Raw genomic sequence first — 15284 nt, 5'->3', positions numbered from 1 at the left:
GGCTTGGGGGCCCGGCCGGCGGCGCGGCGTTCGAGGTACTCGTCCACGCCTCCCGGCAGCATCGACACCCGGCCGTCGCCGAGCAGCGCCACGACATGGTCGGTGATGCGTTCCAGGAAGTAGCGGTCGTGGCTGACGACGACCAGCGTCCCGGGCCAGCCGTCCAGGAGGTCCTCGACCTCGGTGAGCGTCTCGATGTCGAGGTCGTTCGTGGGCTCGTCCAGGAGCAGGACGTTGGGCTCGCCCATGAGGAGGCGGAGGATCTGCAGGCGGCGCCGCTCACCACCGGACAGGTCGCCGACGGGCGTCCATTGCCGGTCGCCCTGGAAACCGAGGCGTTCGAGGAGCTGGCTCGCCGTCCACTCGCGCTTGCCGACGGTGATGCGGCGGCGGATCTCCTCCACCGACTCCAGGACGCGGCGGGACGGGTCCAGCTCCTCCAGGTTCTGCGACAGATGCGCCAGCTGGACCGTCTTGCCCTGCACGACCTTCCCGGAGACCGCCGAGACGGACCCGTCGAGCAGCCGGAGGAGCGTGCTCTTGCCGCTGCCGTTGACGCCCACCAGGCCGACACGGTCACCCGGCCCGAGACGCCAGGTCATCCGCTCGAAGATGGGGCGCCGGTCGCCGCCCTCACCGACCTCGACCGTCACGTCCTCGACGTCGTAGACGGTCTTGCCGAGCCGCGCGGTCGCGAACCGGGTCAGCTCCACCGAGTCGCGCGCCGGCGGCTCGTCGGCGATCAGCGCCTGCGCGGCGTCCACCCGGAACTTCGGCTTGGACGTGCGGGCCTGCGGGCCGCGCCGCAGCCACGCCAGCTCCTTGCGCAGCAGGTTCTGCCGCTTGGCCTCGCTGGCGGCGGCGATCCGGGAGCGCTCGGCCTTCGCCAGGACGTAGGCCGAGTAGCCGCCCTCGTAGCGTTCGACGCGGCCGTCGACGACCTCCCAGGTCCGCTCGGTGACCTCGTCGAGGAACCAGCGGTCGTGGGTGACGACGAGCAGCGCGACCCCGCGGCCCTTCAGATGCCTGGCCAGCCAGGCGATCGCCTCGATGTCGAGGTGGTTGGTCGGCTCGTCCAGCAGCAGCAGGTCGGACTCGGGGACCAGCAGCCCGGCCAGCGCGACGCGGCGGCGCTCGCCCCCGGACATGCCCGCGAGGGGCGCGTCCAGGTCGAGGTCGGCGATCAGGCCGCCGAGGACGTCCCGGACGCGGACGTCGCCCGCCCATTCGTGCTCGGCGCGGTCCCCGAGGACGACGGACCGGACCGTCGCACCCTCAGCGAAATCGTCCCGCTGGGCCAGGAGGCCGAGGCGCAGCCCGCGCGAATGGGTGACGCGCCCGGCGTCGGGCTCGGTCTCCCGCGCGACGACGGACACCAGGGTGCTCTTGCCGCCGCCGTTGCGGCCGACGACGCCGATGCGGTCGCCCTCGTCCAGGCCGAGGGACACGGCGTCGAGCAGCGGTGCGGGCCCGTAGGCCTTGGCGACGTTCTCAAGATTGATCAGATTCACGACGCCACCCAGCCTATTGGCCCGGCCGAGCCGGTCGTACCGGCGGTCAAGGGCCGGGCGGCGGGCCCTGCTGGGGCGGCGGGTACCCGGGCGGGCCGTACCCGGGCCGCGGGCTCTGGTTCTTCTTCCGGCTCGCGGACACGGCGACCACGACCGCGATCACGACCACGGCGGCGAACAGGACGATCACCAGGGCGATCGCACCCAGCAGCACGACGGACGACATCAGACCCGCCTCACGGTTCGGGGGTTCAGCGCACGGCGGGCGGCGACGCCGGTCCGCTGTCGCTCTGGGCCCCAAGGCTAGTGGCCTGCGGTCGCCGCGCCACCACCGAACCGGGCGCGTTGCGGGCGAGGGCGCGGTCGCGGCGCACGGCCAGCAGGACGAGCGTCGCCATCATCGCGATCGACACGACGACCAGCAGCCCGGACAGAATCGTCATCGGTTCACCTCACTGGAGGGAATCGGTGTTCTCCGTGATGTCAATGTGGCCGGAGGATCGGTGGGGTTCAGTGGGTCGGAGGGAATCGGTGTCACCGGTAGAAGACGTCCGTCCGGGGCAGGAAGTTCGCTTGTGTGACGAGCGCAGCTACCCGCCCGCGCGCCGCCGCACTGCGCAGATCACCACGGCGGGTCACACCACGGCGGGTCACACCACGGTCGCGCCCGGGACGGGCCCGGACGCGCGCAGCACCTGCGCGGCGGCGCGCATGCCGTCCAGCGCCTGCGCGAGGTCGGCCGCGTCCTCCTCGGTCTCGGCGAGGAACGCGCACGTGGGACCGGAGCCGGAGACGAGCGCGCCGGCCGCGCCGAGGTCGCGTCCCGCGTCCAGCACGCGGCCCAGCGACGGCCGCAGGGACAGGGCGGCGGGCTCCAGGTCGTTGGTGAGCGCGGCGGCGAGGCCCTTGGCGTCGCCGGTGGCGAGCGCGGTCATCAGCTCCTCGGAGACGCCCGGCCGGGGCGCGGGCTCCCCCTGCTCCTCGCGGAGCCGGTCGCATTCGGCGTAGACGGCGGGGGTGGACAGGCCGCCGTCGGCCGTCGCGAACACCCAGTGGAAGGTTCCGCGGGTGAGGGCGGAGGTGAGCCGCTCGCCGCGTCCGACGCCGACCGCGGTACCGCCGAGGACGGCGAACGGCACGTCGCTTCCGATCTCCGCGCCGAGTTCCATGAGGTCGTCGCGGGTGAGGACGGGGTCCTCCCGGTCGTCCCACAGCCGGGCGCAGGCGACCAGCGCCGCGGCGGCGTCGGCGCTGCCGCCCGCCATTCCGCCCGCGACGGGGATGGCCTTGCGGATCCGGAGCGCGACCCGCGGCTCGACGCCCAGCCGCGCGGCGACGAGCCCGGCGGCCCTGGCGGCGAGGTTGTCGCCGTCGTCGGGGACGCCGGCGACGTCCACCCGCGAGTACGGGGCGGCCTGGACGCGGACCTCCAGCCGCTCCGCGTGCGCTGCGGTGACCTCGTCGAACAGCGACACGGCGTGGAACACGTTGACGAGGTCGTGGTAACCATCGTCACGGATCGGCCCCACGCCGAGCTGGAGGTTGACCTTGGCCGGCACGCGTACGGTCACTGCGCTCACGCGGGAAACCCTACGGCCTAATGGCCCACTCGGGGGTCTGGGGGTCGTCCCCCAGAGTGATGCGCGGAAGTCGGAGGGGCGTTCCGGTCAGCCGCCGCTCATCACGGGGAGGTTGCGGGGGTTGAAGTAGGGGGTCGTGGCGAGTTCGCGGAGCGCCGACATGGCGTGGTCGTCGCCGGTCACCGAGAAGGAGCGGCGCCTGTCGCGGGCGTTCTCGGCCCGCTCGTCGGAGTTGAAGTAGACGACGGCCTTGACCTGCGGATCCTGCAGCGTCTTGGCCGCCTCGCGGAGCCATTCGGCGCGGCGCTCGCCGTAGGACTTCGGGACGCCGAACTCGGCGATCATGATGGGCTTGGGACGTTCCCGCGCCCACCGCAGGAACGGCTCCAGGCTGTCCGACAGGTCGCCGTAGTCGCCGCCCGGCTGGGCGTCGGCGCAGATCCAGTCGACGTGCTCGTCGCCGGGATAGAAGGCGCCGGCGCCGCCGAAACCGCGGGCGGAGGGGCACCACACCCAGGCGACGTTGTGGACCTGCTCCTGCTGGAAGATCTGCCGTATGTGCTTCCACGCGGCGATGAAGGCCTTGGGCGAGTGGACGCGCTTGCGGGCCTGCGCGGTGTCCATGCTCCGCGACCAGCGCAGGAAGATCGGCTTGCCCAGTGCCTTGACGGCACGGGCGCGCCGCTGGATCAGCTCGTCGTGCTCGCCCTGGACGATCTTCCGGGTGTCGGTGCCGCCCCAGGTCAGCAGCAGGTGGCGGTCGCTGTCGGTGACGGACTTCTCCAGCCCGGCGGGGAAGTCGGACGTCCAGCCCCGGTAGCTCTGCACGATGTCGAGCTGCCGCCCGAGTTCCCGCTCGAAGCCGGCGACGGGCTCCATGGGCGGCTTGTCGGCCTTCTCGCCGGGCAGCGCGCCCGACGGGGACGCGGACGGCTCGCCGGAGGGTTCCGCGGACGGCTCATCGGTCCCCTTGCCGCCCTTCTCCGGCGGCACCCAGGCTCCGAAGTAGGCGCCCTCCTGCGGCGGGACCGGGGCCACGCCCGCGCGCGCCGTCGTGGAGATCTTCGGTGCGGCGCCCGCGCCGTTACCGCAGCCCGCCGCCACCGTCGCGATCATCGCCGCGGTGGCGAGCAGCGCCGTCCCCACGATCGGCAACCTCGCCCGCGCCGTCCGCGAACGCGCCTTCACCATCGACCTCCGCTCGTACCGGCCCGGCCACCCTGCGGACCGTTCCGTGCCCCCTGACGGAAATGTCCGCCCTGTCCATTTTCGTACCATGCTTTCGCGACATGCCTTCGCCACGCGTCCCTGGGGAGCGTGGGGATCAACTCCCCCGGCCTGAAGGACCATACTCGGCAATCCGCGCGAAGGCGGCCACGTCCAGAGCTTCGCCCCGCGCCCGCGGATCGACGTCCGCGGCGCGCAACGCCTCCTCGGCGGCGGCCGGGGACCCGGCCCAGCCCGCGAGGGCGGCGCGGAGCGTCTTGCGGCGCTGCGCGAACGCGGCGTCGACCACCGCGAACACCTGCTCACGGGTCGCGGTGGTCGGCGGCGGCTCACCGCGGGCGAACGCGACGAGCCCCGAGTCCACGTTCGGCGCGGGCCAGAACACCGCGCGGCCGACGGCTCCGGCGCGGCGGGCGTTCCCGTACCAGGCGAGCTTCACCGACGGCACGCCGTAGATCTTGCCGCCGGGGTCGGCGACCATCCGGTCGGCGACCTCCGCCTGCACCATGACCAGCGCGGACCGCAGCGACGGCAGGGTGGCCAGCAGGTGCAGCACGACCGGTACCGCCACGTTGTAGGGCAGGTTCGCGACGAGCGCCGTCGGGTCCGGCCCCGGAACGTGTGTGATCTTCATCGCGTCGGCGTGCACGACCTCCAGCCGCGCCGCGCGATCCGGGGCCCGTGCCGCGACGGTGGCGGGCAGCTCGGCGGCGAGCGCCCCGTCGACCTCCACCGCGACGACGCGCCGGGCGTCCGCCAGCAGCGCCAGCGTGAGCGACCCCAGCCCAGGGCCCACCTCGATGACGACGTCGTCCGGCCCCAGCCCCGCGGTCCGCACGATCCGCCGGACGGTGTTGGCGTCGATGACGAAGTTCTGCCCGAGCGCCTTCGTCGGCCTGATGCCGAGCCGCTCCGCCAGTGCCCGCACGTCCGCCGGCCCGAGCAGGCCCGTTGTCTCCCCCACAGGGCAAGTGTCCCAGTTCAGGAGAACAGGAACTTCCCGCAGTTGGGCCACTGCCCCTGCCAGCGCCCGTTCACCTTCTTGTAGAGGAGCTGCGCCCGGTAGGTCTGCTCACCCGGACTGGCGTCGGACGGCCTGCCGCTGCCGCCGACCGACTGCCAGGTGGCCATGGAGAACTGGTAGAGCCCGTAGTACCCGGCCGGGTTCACGGCCTTCGGGTTGTTGCCGGACTCGCACCTGGCCAGGCCGCTCCAGTTGAGCCCGGCCGCCTCGCCCGAGCCCCCGGACTTCGGGCCGACGGCGACGATCCGGGCACGCGGCTTCCGCTTGATCTTCTGCGCCAGGACCTTCCTGACCTTCTTCGTCTTGCCGTTCTTGCCCTTGCGCGGGACGTACGCCCATTTCACGATCTTGATGCCGGAGCGGCCCTCGCGCAGCACCTTCTCGGACCACGGCGCGACCGAGGAGCTCTTCTTGCGCACCGTCTTGTGGGGCGTCTTGATCGTCTTCAGCTTCGGCGCCGACAGCAGCCGCACGATCTTCACGATCTCCCCGGCCGGCTGGTCCACCGCCGGTTTGACCAGGTCGTGCCGGCCCAGCTTGATGCCGGCCTCGGCGAGGACCTGCTGGACGGTCGTGCCCGTCGTCATCGTCTCGGTCTTCTTGCCGTCGACCACGACGACGACCTTGTGCGGCGGCGGGGGGCTGGTGGCGGGCGCGTCCGCGGCGGCCTTGTTCTGCGGCCCCGCCGAGTCGTCACCGCCGCAGGCCGTCGCCAGCAGCGCCGTCACCAGCACGACGGACACGAGGGGGGCCGCCGAAGCTCGGCGCACGGGTTTCCTGAGCACGGGTTTCCACAGCACGGGTTTCCACAGCACGGGGGGTTCCTCCAGTGGGCCGGGCCAAGGGGTGCCCGTTCAACGGCCAGAGACTAGAGGCACCCGGCCCGCCTCCGCCACCGCAACCCCCACATCGACCCCGCCCGCCACCCAGAGCCGCCACGAATCGCGACCGAGCGATCACGACGATCGGACGGGAACGCGCAGCCTGGCAGCGACGTCAATAGATCATGCGCCGATTCCCCCTCATCGGGCTCGCCCTCGTCCTCTTCTGCGGCTGGATGCTCTACCCGGCCGTTCTCACGTACACGTTCGCCCGCGGCGAGCGGGCCACCGCGACCGTCCTCGAATGCACGGGGATCGGCACCTACGGCCGGTACTACACCGACACCACCTGCGTCGGCACCTGGCGCACCGAGGACGGAGAGCGCGGCGACGGCGAGATCTACGGGCTCGACTACGACCAGGCAGTCGCCGCGGGCCGCGACGAGGCCGTCCCCGTACGGATCGGCCCCCTGGGCCCCTACGCGAACGGGTGGGGCGGCTCATGGCACTACTTCCTCACCGCTGTGCCGATCCTCCTCTTCACGCTCCTGTTCGTCTGGATACGCCGGCGATTCATCCTCCCCAGCCGGAGACTCGCCGAATCGATGCTCGCCGCGTCCGGCGACGTGCTCGTCATCTCCGGACGCGACGGGCTGCGGCGCCCGGACGACTCCCCCTACGCCACGCTCGGCACGAGCCTGGAGCCGCCGCCCGGCCACCGGAACCTCACCCTTCCGGGCCGCGCCCCGTACACCCGCGACCAGCCGACGCTGGGGTCGCGCGACCGCCTGTACCGGTTCCAGGCCGTGACGGACACCGCCGGCCGGCCGCTGATGCACGTGGAGCACCGCTCGGACCGCGGCCTGCACCCCGAGCACGTGCTGCTCGACCCGTCGGGCGCTCCGACGCTCCTCATCCGCCCGGACACCGAACGCGGACCGTTCTTCCACCGGCTGCTGGACCCCACCGGCGGCGTCCTCGGAACCGCCGGGCCGGCGGAGGGGCGCAACATGACCACGCTGGAGGTCCGCGGCGGCGACGGAGCCACCGTGGCCACCGCCGCCAAGCTCCGCGGCCGGCGGGTGCTGCGGATCGAGCAGGGCGCGCCGCCGCTCCTGCGCGACGCCTCGATCGCACTCGTCCTCGCCCAGCTCATCAACATCGACTGAGCCCATACCCCGAGGCGTCAACCACCGAGCCCAACCCGCTTGGGCCCCTACCACTGGGCCCTGCCCGAGCCTTCTACCAGGGGCCGAAGACGCGTTCTCCGTTCGCGGCGATCGCCGTGCACAACTCCGCGACCTCCACGCCCTTGACCTCCGCCATCGCGCGGACGGTATGCGGGATCAGGTACGAGGCGTTCGGCTTGCCCCGATGCGGGATCGGGGTCAGGAACGGCGCGTCGGTCTCCACCAGCAGCAGGTCGAGCGGGGCGGTCTTCAGGGCGTCGCGGAGCGGCTCGGCGTTCTTGAACGTGACGTTCCCGGCGAAGCTCATCACGTAGCCGTGCTCAGCACAGATCTCCGCCATGCGGGCGTCGCCCGAGTAGCAGTGGAAGACGACCTTGTCCGGCGCACCCTCCTCCTCAAGGACGCGTAGCACGTCGTCGTGGGCGTCGCGGTCGTGGATGACGAGGGCCTTGCCCGTGCGCTTGGCCATGCCGATGTGGGCGCGGAACGAGCGGTGCTGGTCTTCCTTCGGCGCCCAGTCCCGGTAGTAGTCCAGGCCCGTCTCGCCGATGGCGCGGACCTTCGGATGCGCGGCCAGCCGCTCGACGTCGTCCAGGACGGCGGCGGAGACATCGGTCGCCTCGTTCGGGTGGATCGCCACCGCCGCGTACACGTCGTCGAACTCGGTCGCGGCGTTCACCGCGAAACGCGACGACGGCAGGTCGCAGCCGATCGTGACGATGCGGGCGATGCCCGCCGCCCTCGCCGACCTGAGCTGCTCCTGCACGGGGGTGTCGACGATGTCGAGGTGGCAGTGGCTGTCGAACACGTCCACCGGCAGGCGCTCGGGAAGCGGCGGAAACGAGCGAGCGGACTGCCCGTCCCCGTCCCGGCTCACCGGTTCTCCAGCCGCGCGAGCTCCTCGTCCACCACGGAGGGCTCCAGCTTCTTGAACAGCGGCGTCGGCTTGGTCAGCGGGACGCCCGGCTTGATCGGGATGGACTCCCAGCGGGCCTCGGTCGCGTAGTCGCCGGTCAGGATGCGGTAGTCCGGGCCGCCCTCCTCCGAGACGGTCTTCAGCTCCGGCATGCCGCTCCAGTCGCCCCGCCCGCCGAGCATCTCGTACACCTTCTGCGACGAGTTCGGCAGGAACGGCGTCAGCAGCGTCTTGGCGTCGTCGACGACCTGCAGCGCCGTGTGCAGGATCGACTGGACGCGCGCCGGGTCGTCCTTCAGCTTCCACGGCGCCTGGTCCGACAGGTACCGGTTGGCGTCGCGGACGACGTCGAGCGCCTCGGTCGTCGCGTTCTTGAACCGGGACCGCTCGAGTTCGGCGCCCACGGCCCGGAACGCGTTGCGGCTGCGCTCCATCAGCGCCCGGTCGGCGTCGGTGAGGTCGCCCGCCTCCGGGATCGCGCCGTAGTTCTTCGCCGCCATGTTCACCGAGCGGTTGACGAGGTTCCCCCATGCCGCGACCAGCTCGTCGTTGTTGCGGCGGACGAACTCCGACCACGTGAAGTCGGTGTCCTGGTTCTCCGGCCCGGCGACCGCGACGTAGTAGCGCAGCGCGTCCACGTCGTAGCGCTCCAGGAAGTCCTGGACGTAGATGACGACCTGGCGGGACGAGGAGAACTTCTTGCCCTCCATCGTCAGGAACTCCGACGACACGACCTCCGTCGGCACGTTCAGCCCGCCGAGCGACCCGGGCGTGCCGCCCCTGTCGCCCTGGCCGCTGTAGCCGAGCAGCATCGCCGGCCAGATCTCGGCGTGGAAGACGATGTTGTCCTTGCCCATGAAGTAGTACGACAGGGCGTCCGGGTCCTGCCACCAGGCGCGCCACGCCTCCGGGTCACCGGACCGCCGGGCCCATTCGAGGGACGCGGAGAAGTAGCCGACGACCGCGTCGAACCACACGTACAGCTTCTTGGCCGGGTTGTCGCGCCAGCCGTCCAGCGGGATCGGCACGCCCCAGTCGAGGTCGCGGCTGATCGCGCGGGGCTGCAGGTCGTCCAGCAGGTTCAGCGCGAACTTCAGCACGTTCGGCCGCCACGCCAGCGACCCGCCCTGCTTGCCGCGCAGGTACCGGCCGAGGACCTCGGTGAACGCGGGCAGGTCGAGCATGAAGTGCTCGGTCTCGACGAACTTCGGCTTCTCCCCGTTGATCCGCGACACCGGGTTGATCAGGTCGACGGGGTCGAGCTGGTTGCCGCAGTTGTCGCACTGGTCGCCGCGCGCCCCGTCGTACCCGCAGATCGGGCAGGTGCCCTCGATGTAGCGGTCCGGGAGCGTCCGGCCGGTGGACGGCGAGATCGCGCCCATCGTCTTCTGCGGGAAGATGTAGCCGTTGTCGAACAGGCCCTTGAAGATCTCCTGGACGACCGCGTAGTGGTTCAGCGTCGTCGTCCGGGTGAACAGGTCGTAGGACATCCCGAGGCCGTGCAGGTCCTCGGTGATCACGCCGTTGTAGCGGTCGGCGAGCTCGCGGGCGGTCACGCCCTCCTTGTCGGCCTGCACCTGGATCGGCGTGCCGTGCTCGTCGGTGCCGCTGACCATCAGGACCTTGCTGCCCGCCATCCGCTGGTAGCGGGCGAACATGTCGGCGGGCAGCGCGAAACCGGAGACGTGCCCGATGTGACGGGGCCCGTTGGCGTACGGCCATGCGGGCGCGGTCAAGATGTGACGGCTTGACGAGGACATGAAATCAAGGGTAGTCGCGCCACGGGGGCCGACGTACGCCAGTAGCCTGGTCCGGGCCCGTGGCGCAGGGCGCCCGCGCGCCGCCGTCGGTCACAGATTCTGTAGAAGGCAAGACTCTGTAGAAGGCAGAAGCGAGGCATGGCCCACACCACGGCCGACGAGCAGGCGGCGGGACCGCAGGACACGCGACCGAAGGACGCGGGACCGGACGGGTCCGTTCGGCGCCTCGCCGCTCGGGCGGTCTCCAGGGTGCGGCGGACGCGCCGGGTGGTGTGGCTGTCGCTGCTGGTGGCCGCCGCCGCGGTGCTCGTGCAGTGGGTGATCTTCACGCCGCCGCTGTACTTCGACCCGTACTACGTGTGGCTCGCCGCCCGTTCCTGGCCCGACATCCCGCTCGACCAGTGGCCGTTCTGGGAGGTCCCCCACCAGGTCACCCGGGTCGGGCTCGTGCTGCCCGCGCGGCTCGCGCAGGAGGTCCTCGGGCCCGGCGAGGCCGCGTACTTCGCCGTCGCGGCGCTCGGCGGCTGCGCGTTCTTCGCCGGGACGTACCTGGTCGTCCGGTCGCTGTTCGGGGACGTGGCGGGGATCGCGTCCGCGGCGATCCTGCTCGTCCACCCGTTCTTCACGATGACCAATCCGTTCGGCCACGAGATCACCTGGTCGACCGGGGTGATGCTCCCGGACATGCCGGGCGCGGGGCTGTTCGCGATCGGGATGGCGGGCCTGGTCGTGGCGGGCCGCAGGACCGGGCGGGCCCAGACCCGGATGCTCCTGGCCGCCGGGGTGTTCCTCGGCGCGTCGTTCCTCGTCCGCGAGTTCCTGGCGTTCCTGTTCCTCGCCATCCCGGTCTACCTGGCGCTGCTGCGGATCCCGTGGCGCCGCAACGTCACGGTCGGCGCGCCGATGCTGGCGATCCTGGTGCTCAACCTCGTCCACAACCAGCTGGTCTGGGGCACCCCCCTCGCCGGGCTGGTCTCGGCCGCCACGCACGGCGGCCAGTCCCGCGACTACGTGACGCGCGAGCTCGCGCTCCGCTCGTTCACGCGGGCGATGCACGACTGGCACCCGCTCGGGCTCGTCTTCACCATCGCGCTGGCGCTCACCGTCGTCGGCTGGGCCGTCACCCGCGACCGGCGGCTCGCGCTGGTCCTGGTGTGGTTCTTCACGCTCGCCGTCCCGCTGACGCTGTTCTCCGGCGTTCTCGACCCGAACGACATCAAGCTGCGGGCGTGGCTGCAGCGGTACTGGTTCGCGGTGCTGCCCGCACTCCTGGCCGGCGGGTTCGGGTCGCTGGTCCTCATGTTCCGGATGCTGCCGTCCGGGCTCATGTCCCGGCTGCGCCCGCTCGTCGTCGTGCTCGCCGGCACCGTACCGGTCGCGCTGGGCGGGATGTACGCGATGAGCGCCGTCCGCGCCGTCCCCGACCTGCCGCGCGACAAGGCGTGGACCGAGTTGCGCGGCCATCTCGCCGGGAACCCCGGCATCACGCTGATCTGCGCCGACCGGCGCCTCGCCCAGACCCTCACGTTCTACACGCGGGACGCGTGGGGCGACCCGGTGTGGCAGGGCGAGATCCGCGACTTCCCGCACTACCTGCCGAAGGTCCCGGTGAACGCGACGGAGGGCCCGTTCCTCTACACCCGCTGGCGCGGCATGGAGTCACAGATCGCCTCCGGCTGGCGCCCCTCCCCCGCCCAGGGCTGGACCCTCACATGGCGCTCCTCCGACGGCGTCCTAGAGCTGTGGAATCCCCCGGCCGCTCAGCCCTGACGGGCCCATGCGACCCAGTCGCCGGATACGGTGCGGCGGCTGTCGACGACGTGCCAGCCGGGCGGGGCGCCGTGCCGCCAGGACGCGGTGGCGGGGACGTCCTCGGGCCATGCCAGGACGACGAGGTCGGCGTCCTCCGGCGGCGGGTACCAGCGGGCGTCGAAGACGTCGCCCTCGCTCCACCACGCCCAGTAGTAGTGCGACAGGCGGATCGTCCACGGGATGTTCCAGTCGACGGCGATGGACGGCTGCTCGCGCAGGTCGGCACTGTGGCGCAGGTCGGTGTGCGCGGTCGTGTCCCGCACCAGCGGACGGGCTATGCGGTCGGCGGCGGTGACGCACATGCCGGCCGCGACGACGGCCAGGACGCACGCGAGCAGCGGCGGGCCGTGGCGCCGCAGCCGGACGAACACCACGGACGTGAAGAGCAGCACGAGACCCGCCCAGGTGGCGTGCCACAGGTGGAACGCGGTCCAGTCCCAGGTGAGGAACGAAGTCTCGGGGAAGTCGAAGCCCGTGTAGGTGTACATGCTGAGCAGGTCGCCCGCGTACCACTGGACCACGCCCGCGGAGACGAGGGTCAGGGTGGCCGCGGCGGCCGCCGCCCACAGCAGCGTCCGCTGTGACGCGCGCAGCAGGACCGCGACCCCGATGATGAACAGGATCGGGGTGACGCAGGCGAGGTAGCGGCCGTAAGCGTAGTTGCCGATGCGGTACTCGACCGGCAGCGCCGCCGCGGTGGCGAACGCGATGCCCGCCACGACCACGATGACGGCGAGGGCGAGCGCCCGCGTCCGCCCGGACGTGCCGGGCAGGCCGGACGCGGCGGCGGAAGGGCGGATCGCGACGAACGCGACGGCGGCGAGGCCGACCGCCGCCATGCCCCCGGTGGCGACGGCCTGGTACCAGACCTGCCCGGTGCCGATCGACAGGATCCAGGCCCAGCCTTCCTCCCTGGTGAGCCGCCACGCGACGTTGGCGCCGAGGTCGTTGTCCCCATACGGGTACATGTGCGGCAGCAGCGAGTCGTTCAGCATCTTCCCCACGGCCGCGCCGCCCGCGGCGGCGAGGGCGGCGAAGGACACGTCCCGCCGCGGCCGCCACCGGCACACCAGCGCGGCCACCAGCAGCGCCGCGTGCACGGCCAGCATGATCGCGCCGCGCGAATGGCAGGCGTAGGCGTAGGCGGCGAGCAGCGACGCGCCCGTCCCGGCCAGGTGCAGGCGGGCGGGCGAGCGCCGTCCCGGCCCGGGGTGCGGGGCGTTCAGCCAGGTGTGGGCGAGCAACAGCCAGCCGGCAACGATCACCGGCAGGATCGCGTCGGTCAGCACGAACGCGGAGTAGAACAGCACGCACGGCAGCATCGCCGTCACGTGCGCGAAGACGTACGACCAGGCCCGGCCGACCCGCAGGCGGCGAAGCAGCAGGTAGGCCAGCGGCAGCATCGCCGCGCTGATCAGCGCGTTGATGACCAGCGCACCTCGGTAGACGCTCACCGGGTCGTCGCCGAACCAGAACGCGGGCGTGAGCAGCAGCGGGTATCCGCCCTGGTAGACGGTCCCGGCCGACATGTCGGCGTCGGGTCCGCCGGTCAGGACGCGGGCGGCGAACAGGTAGCCGGACTCGTCCGGCGTCGCCACCGGCACCGTCTGCCCCGAGCCCAGCCAGAGCCGTACCGCGACCTGCGCGAGCCAGCCGAGGACGAACAGCCGCGCCCAGCGGCGGCGATTCACCGCGGCCGGAACGGCGCCCTGGTCAGCGGGGGTGACGGGTGGGCGCGCCACGGCCGGGGACGAGGAATCGGCGCCCGCCGGGATTCGCGTGCTCATCGGCGTGAGGGCCTCCCGGGCACGGACCGGGCGCTGTCGTCCGGCCCGGCGGGAGAGCCGTCACCCGGTGCCGGCCACCGAGGATGAAAGATGCTCACTGGCAGAAACCGGCCTGGCCGTCACTTTCCGGACGAGCCGTCCTCGCCGTCGTCCTCGGCCGCCTTCGCACCCGCATTCGCACTGGCCTTCGCACCCGCTTTACCGGCCGCCTTCCCGGCGGGGACCTTCTTGCCCTGCGCCTTCTCGTCCCGCTCGGCGGCGACGGTCTGGTCGGCCGTGTCGGTCGCGTCGGTCGTGTCGGTCGCGTCGGTCTCGCCCTTGGCGACCCTCTGCGCGGCGGCGTCCACGACCCCGGCGGCCTCCTCGGCCGCGTCGGTGAGCGGCGGGTGCTGGCGGCGGCGGATGCCCAGGATGCTGACGAACAGCGAGGCGAAGATGGCCTGGAAGCTCATCACGAACGCGGTCGCGGCGGGAACGACGATGCGCAGCGAGTGGCGCGGGTCCAGCTCGCCGAAGCTGTTGAGCCGCCAGTGCAGGAGCGACGCGACGAGACCGGCCAGACCGCCGACCGCGAGGAGCCCGCCGAGCAGCAGCCCGCGTTCCAGGCTCCACCAGTCGATGATCTTCTGGACGCGGCTGTCGTGCGGGAGGAATCCCTCCTGCATCGCGTACACCTTCGTGAGCAGCGCGAACAGCACCGCCTGGAAGCCGATGACCAGCGCGGCGCCCGCGCCGACGAGGGTGTCGACGTCGAAGGCGACCTCCCCGACCGTGACCGGGCCGGTCGACAGCGCGATCCCGGCGACCAGTCCGAGAGTCATGAAGACGAGACCGGGGATGAGGAACAGCCAGCGCGGGCTGTAGAGCATGAGGAAGCGGAGATGACGCCAGCCGTCACGCCAGGTGTTCAGGTGCGGGGCGCGGGTCCGCCCGTCCGGCGACAGCGTCGTCGGCACCTCGCGGATGTCGTACCCCTGGAGGGTCGCCTTGACGACCATCTCGCTGGCGAACTCCATGCCGCCGGTCTGCAGCCCGAGCCGCATGATCGCTTCCTTGTTGAAGGCGCGCAGCCCGCAGTGGAAGTCACCGATCTTGCTGCGGAAGAACAGCCGGCCGACGAAGCTCAGCACCGGGTTGCCGAGGTAGCGGTGCAGCGCCGGCATGGCGCCCTCGGCGATACCGCCCTTGAAGCGGTTGCCCATGACGAGGTCGGCGCCGTCGCGAAGCTCGTCCAGGAACGGCCCGAGCGTGGCGAAGTCGTAGGAGTCGTCGGCGTCGCCCATCGCGACGTACGTGCCGCGCGCCGCGGCGATCCCGCCCATGAGGGCGTTGCCGTACCCCTTGTCGATCACCGGCACGACGCGCGCGCCGGCGTCGCGGGCGAGCTGCTGGCTGCCGTCGGTGCTGCCGTTGTCGGCGATGACCACCTCGCCGTCGATGCCCTTGTCCTCGAAGAAGCCGATGGTCTTACGGACGCAGGTCTCGACCGTCTCGGCCTCGTTCAGACATGGCATCACTACGGAGAGTTCCACGCGATCTCCTTCGTTACCCCTGGTGACCGTCTGCGGTGTGATCCATTAATCTCATTGGTTCCGCGGCGCGGCCCGTCGTCAGTTCATGATGCCTGCCGAGGACGGGTAATGATGGCCGCTCTCG

13 protein-coding genes are annotated in these 15284 nt (G+C 71.8%); 2 read left to right on the top strand and 11 right to left on the bottom strand.

Annotated features, from left to right (window positions below):
• The 7 genes from E1285_RS20870 to E1285_RS20840 form a co-directional block, all read right to left on the bottom strand.
• Nucleotides 1-1511 (bottom strand): ABC-F family ATP-binding cassette domain-containing protein (locus E1285_RS20870; protein WP_132154554.1); only part of this gene is annotated, 1511 nt, incomplete at its 3' end.
• Nucleotides 1512-1557: 46 nt separating this feature from the next.
• A complete protein-coding gene (locus E1285_RS20865) occupies nucleotides 1558-1737 on the bottom strand; it encodes a hypothetical protein (RefSeq protein WP_132154552.1) in 180 nt (59 codons plus the stop codon).
• A gap of 25 nt (nucleotides 1738-1762) precedes the next feature.
• A complete protein-coding gene (locus tag E1285_RS20860) occupies nucleotides 1763-1954 on the bottom strand; it encodes a hypothetical protein (protein WP_132154550.1) in 192 nt (63 codons plus the stop codon).
• Nucleotides 1955-2161: 207 nt separating this feature from the next.
• Entirely contained in the window at nucleotides 2162-3082 is a 921-nt protein-coding gene (locus E1285_RS20855) for a 4-(cytidine 5'-diphospho)-2-C-methyl-D-erythritol kinase (protein ID WP_132154564.1), read from the bottom strand.
• Nucleotides 3083-3178: 96 nt separating this feature from the next.
• Nucleotides 3179-4282: a hypothetical protein gene (locus E1285_RS20850; protein ID WP_243722946.1), complete on the bottom strand. Its 1104-nt coding sequence runs from the start codon at nucleotides 4280-4282 to the stop codon at nucleotides 3179-3181.
• Nucleotides 4283-4415: 133 nt separating this feature from the next.
• Nucleotides 4416-5282, bottom strand: coding sequence for a 16S rRNA (adenine(1518)-N(6)/adenine(1519)-N(6))-dimethyltransferase RsmA (rsmA, locus tag E1285_RS20845; protein ID WP_132154548.1), 867 nt, complete (start codon nucleotides 5280-5282; stop codon nucleotides 4416-4418).
• A gap of 17 nt (nucleotides 5283-5299) precedes the next feature.
• A complete protein-coding gene (locus E1285_RS20840) occupies nucleotides 5300-6157 on the bottom strand; it encodes a transglycosylase family protein (RefSeq protein WP_243722945.1) in 858 nt (285 codons plus the stop codon).
• Nucleotides 6158-6348: 191 nt separating this feature from the next.
• On the opposite strand from E1285_RS20840, the gene E1285_RS20835 reads away from it, so the two are divergent.
• A complete protein-coding gene (locus tag E1285_RS20835; protein ID WP_132154546.1) occupies nucleotides 6349-7332 on the top strand; it encodes a hypothetical protein in 984 nt (327 codons plus the stop codon).
• Between the two features lie 73 nt (nucleotides 7333-7405).
• On the opposite strand, the gene E1285_RS20830 is transcribed toward E1285_RS20835, so the two are convergent.
• Together E1285_RS20830 and metG are read right to left on the bottom strand one after the other, a co-directional pair.
• On the bottom strand, nucleotides 7406-8230 hold the full coding sequence (locus E1285_RS20830) for a TatD family hydrolase (protein WP_132154544.1): 825 nt from the start codon (nucleotides 8228-8230) through the stop codon (nucleotides 7406-7408).
• Nucleotides 8227-10029, bottom strand: coding sequence for a methionine--tRNA ligase (gene metG, locus E1285_RS20825; protein WP_132154542.1), 1803 nt, complete (start codon nucleotides 10027-10029; stop codon nucleotides 8227-8229). The genes E1285_RS20830 and metG overlap by 4 nt, the downstream gene beginning before the upstream one ends.
• Before the next feature lie 138 nt (nucleotides 10030-10167).
• Between metG and E1285_RS20820 the strand changes: the two genes are divergently transcribed.
• Entirely contained in the window at nucleotides 10168-11799 is a 1632-nt protein-coding gene (locus E1285_RS20820; protein ID WP_132154540.1) for a glycosyltransferase family 39 protein, read from the top strand.
• Here the strand turns inward: E1285_RS20820 and E1285_RS20815 are convergent.
• Entirely contained in the window at nucleotides 11790-13628 is a 1839-nt protein-coding gene (locus E1285_RS20815; RefSeq protein ID WP_132154538.1) for a hypothetical protein, read from the bottom strand. The genes E1285_RS20820 and E1285_RS20815 overlap by 10 nt on opposite strands.
• A 119-nt stretch (nucleotides 13629-13747) precedes the next feature.
• On the bottom strand, nucleotides 13748-15160 hold the full coding sequence (locus E1285_RS20810) for a glycosyltransferase family 2 protein (RefSeq protein WP_243722944.1): 1413 nt from the start codon (nucleotides 15158-15160) through the stop codon (nucleotides 13748-13750).
• Nucleotides 15161-15284 lie beyond the last annotated feature (124 nt).

This window comes from Actinomadura sp. 7K507, assembly GCF_004348425.1.
In the GTDB taxonomy this organism is placed as follows: Bacteria; Actinomycetota; Actinomycetes; order Streptosporangiales; family Streptosporangiaceae; genus Spirillospora.
This window is presented reverse-complemented; position numbering and strand designations above follow the sequence as displayed.

Excerpts from the sequence above, each read along its gene's own strand:
- E1285_RS20815 (WP_132154538.1), bottom strand. The coding sequence starts at position 13,628 with ATGAGCACGCGAATCCCGGCGGGCGCCGATTCCTCGTCCCCGGCCGTG.
- E1285_RS20820 (WP_132154540.1), top strand. The coding sequence starts at position 10,168 with ATGGCCCACACCACGGCCGACGAGCAGGCGGCGGGACCGCAGGACACG.
- E1285_RS20835 (WP_132154546.1), top strand. The coding sequence starts at position 6,349 with ATGCGCCGATTCCCCCTCATCGGGCTCGCCCTCGTCCTCTTCTGCGGC.
- E1285_RS20865 (WP_132154552.1), bottom strand. The coding sequence starts at position 1,737 with ATGTCGTCCGTCGTGCTGCTGGGTGCGATCGCCCTGGTGATCGTCCTG.
- E1285_RS20860 (WP_132154550.1), bottom strand. The coding sequence starts at position 1,954 with ATGACGATTCTGTCCGGGCTGCTGGTCGTCGTGTCGATCGCGATGATG.
- metG (WP_132154542.1), bottom strand. The coding sequence starts at position 10,029 with ATGTCCTCGTCAAGCCGTCACATCTTGACCGCGCCCGCATGGCCGTAC.
- E1285_RS20850 (WP_243722946.1), bottom strand. The coding sequence starts at position 4,282 with ATGGTGAAGGCGCGTTCGCGGACGGCGCGGGCGAGGTTGCCGATCGTG.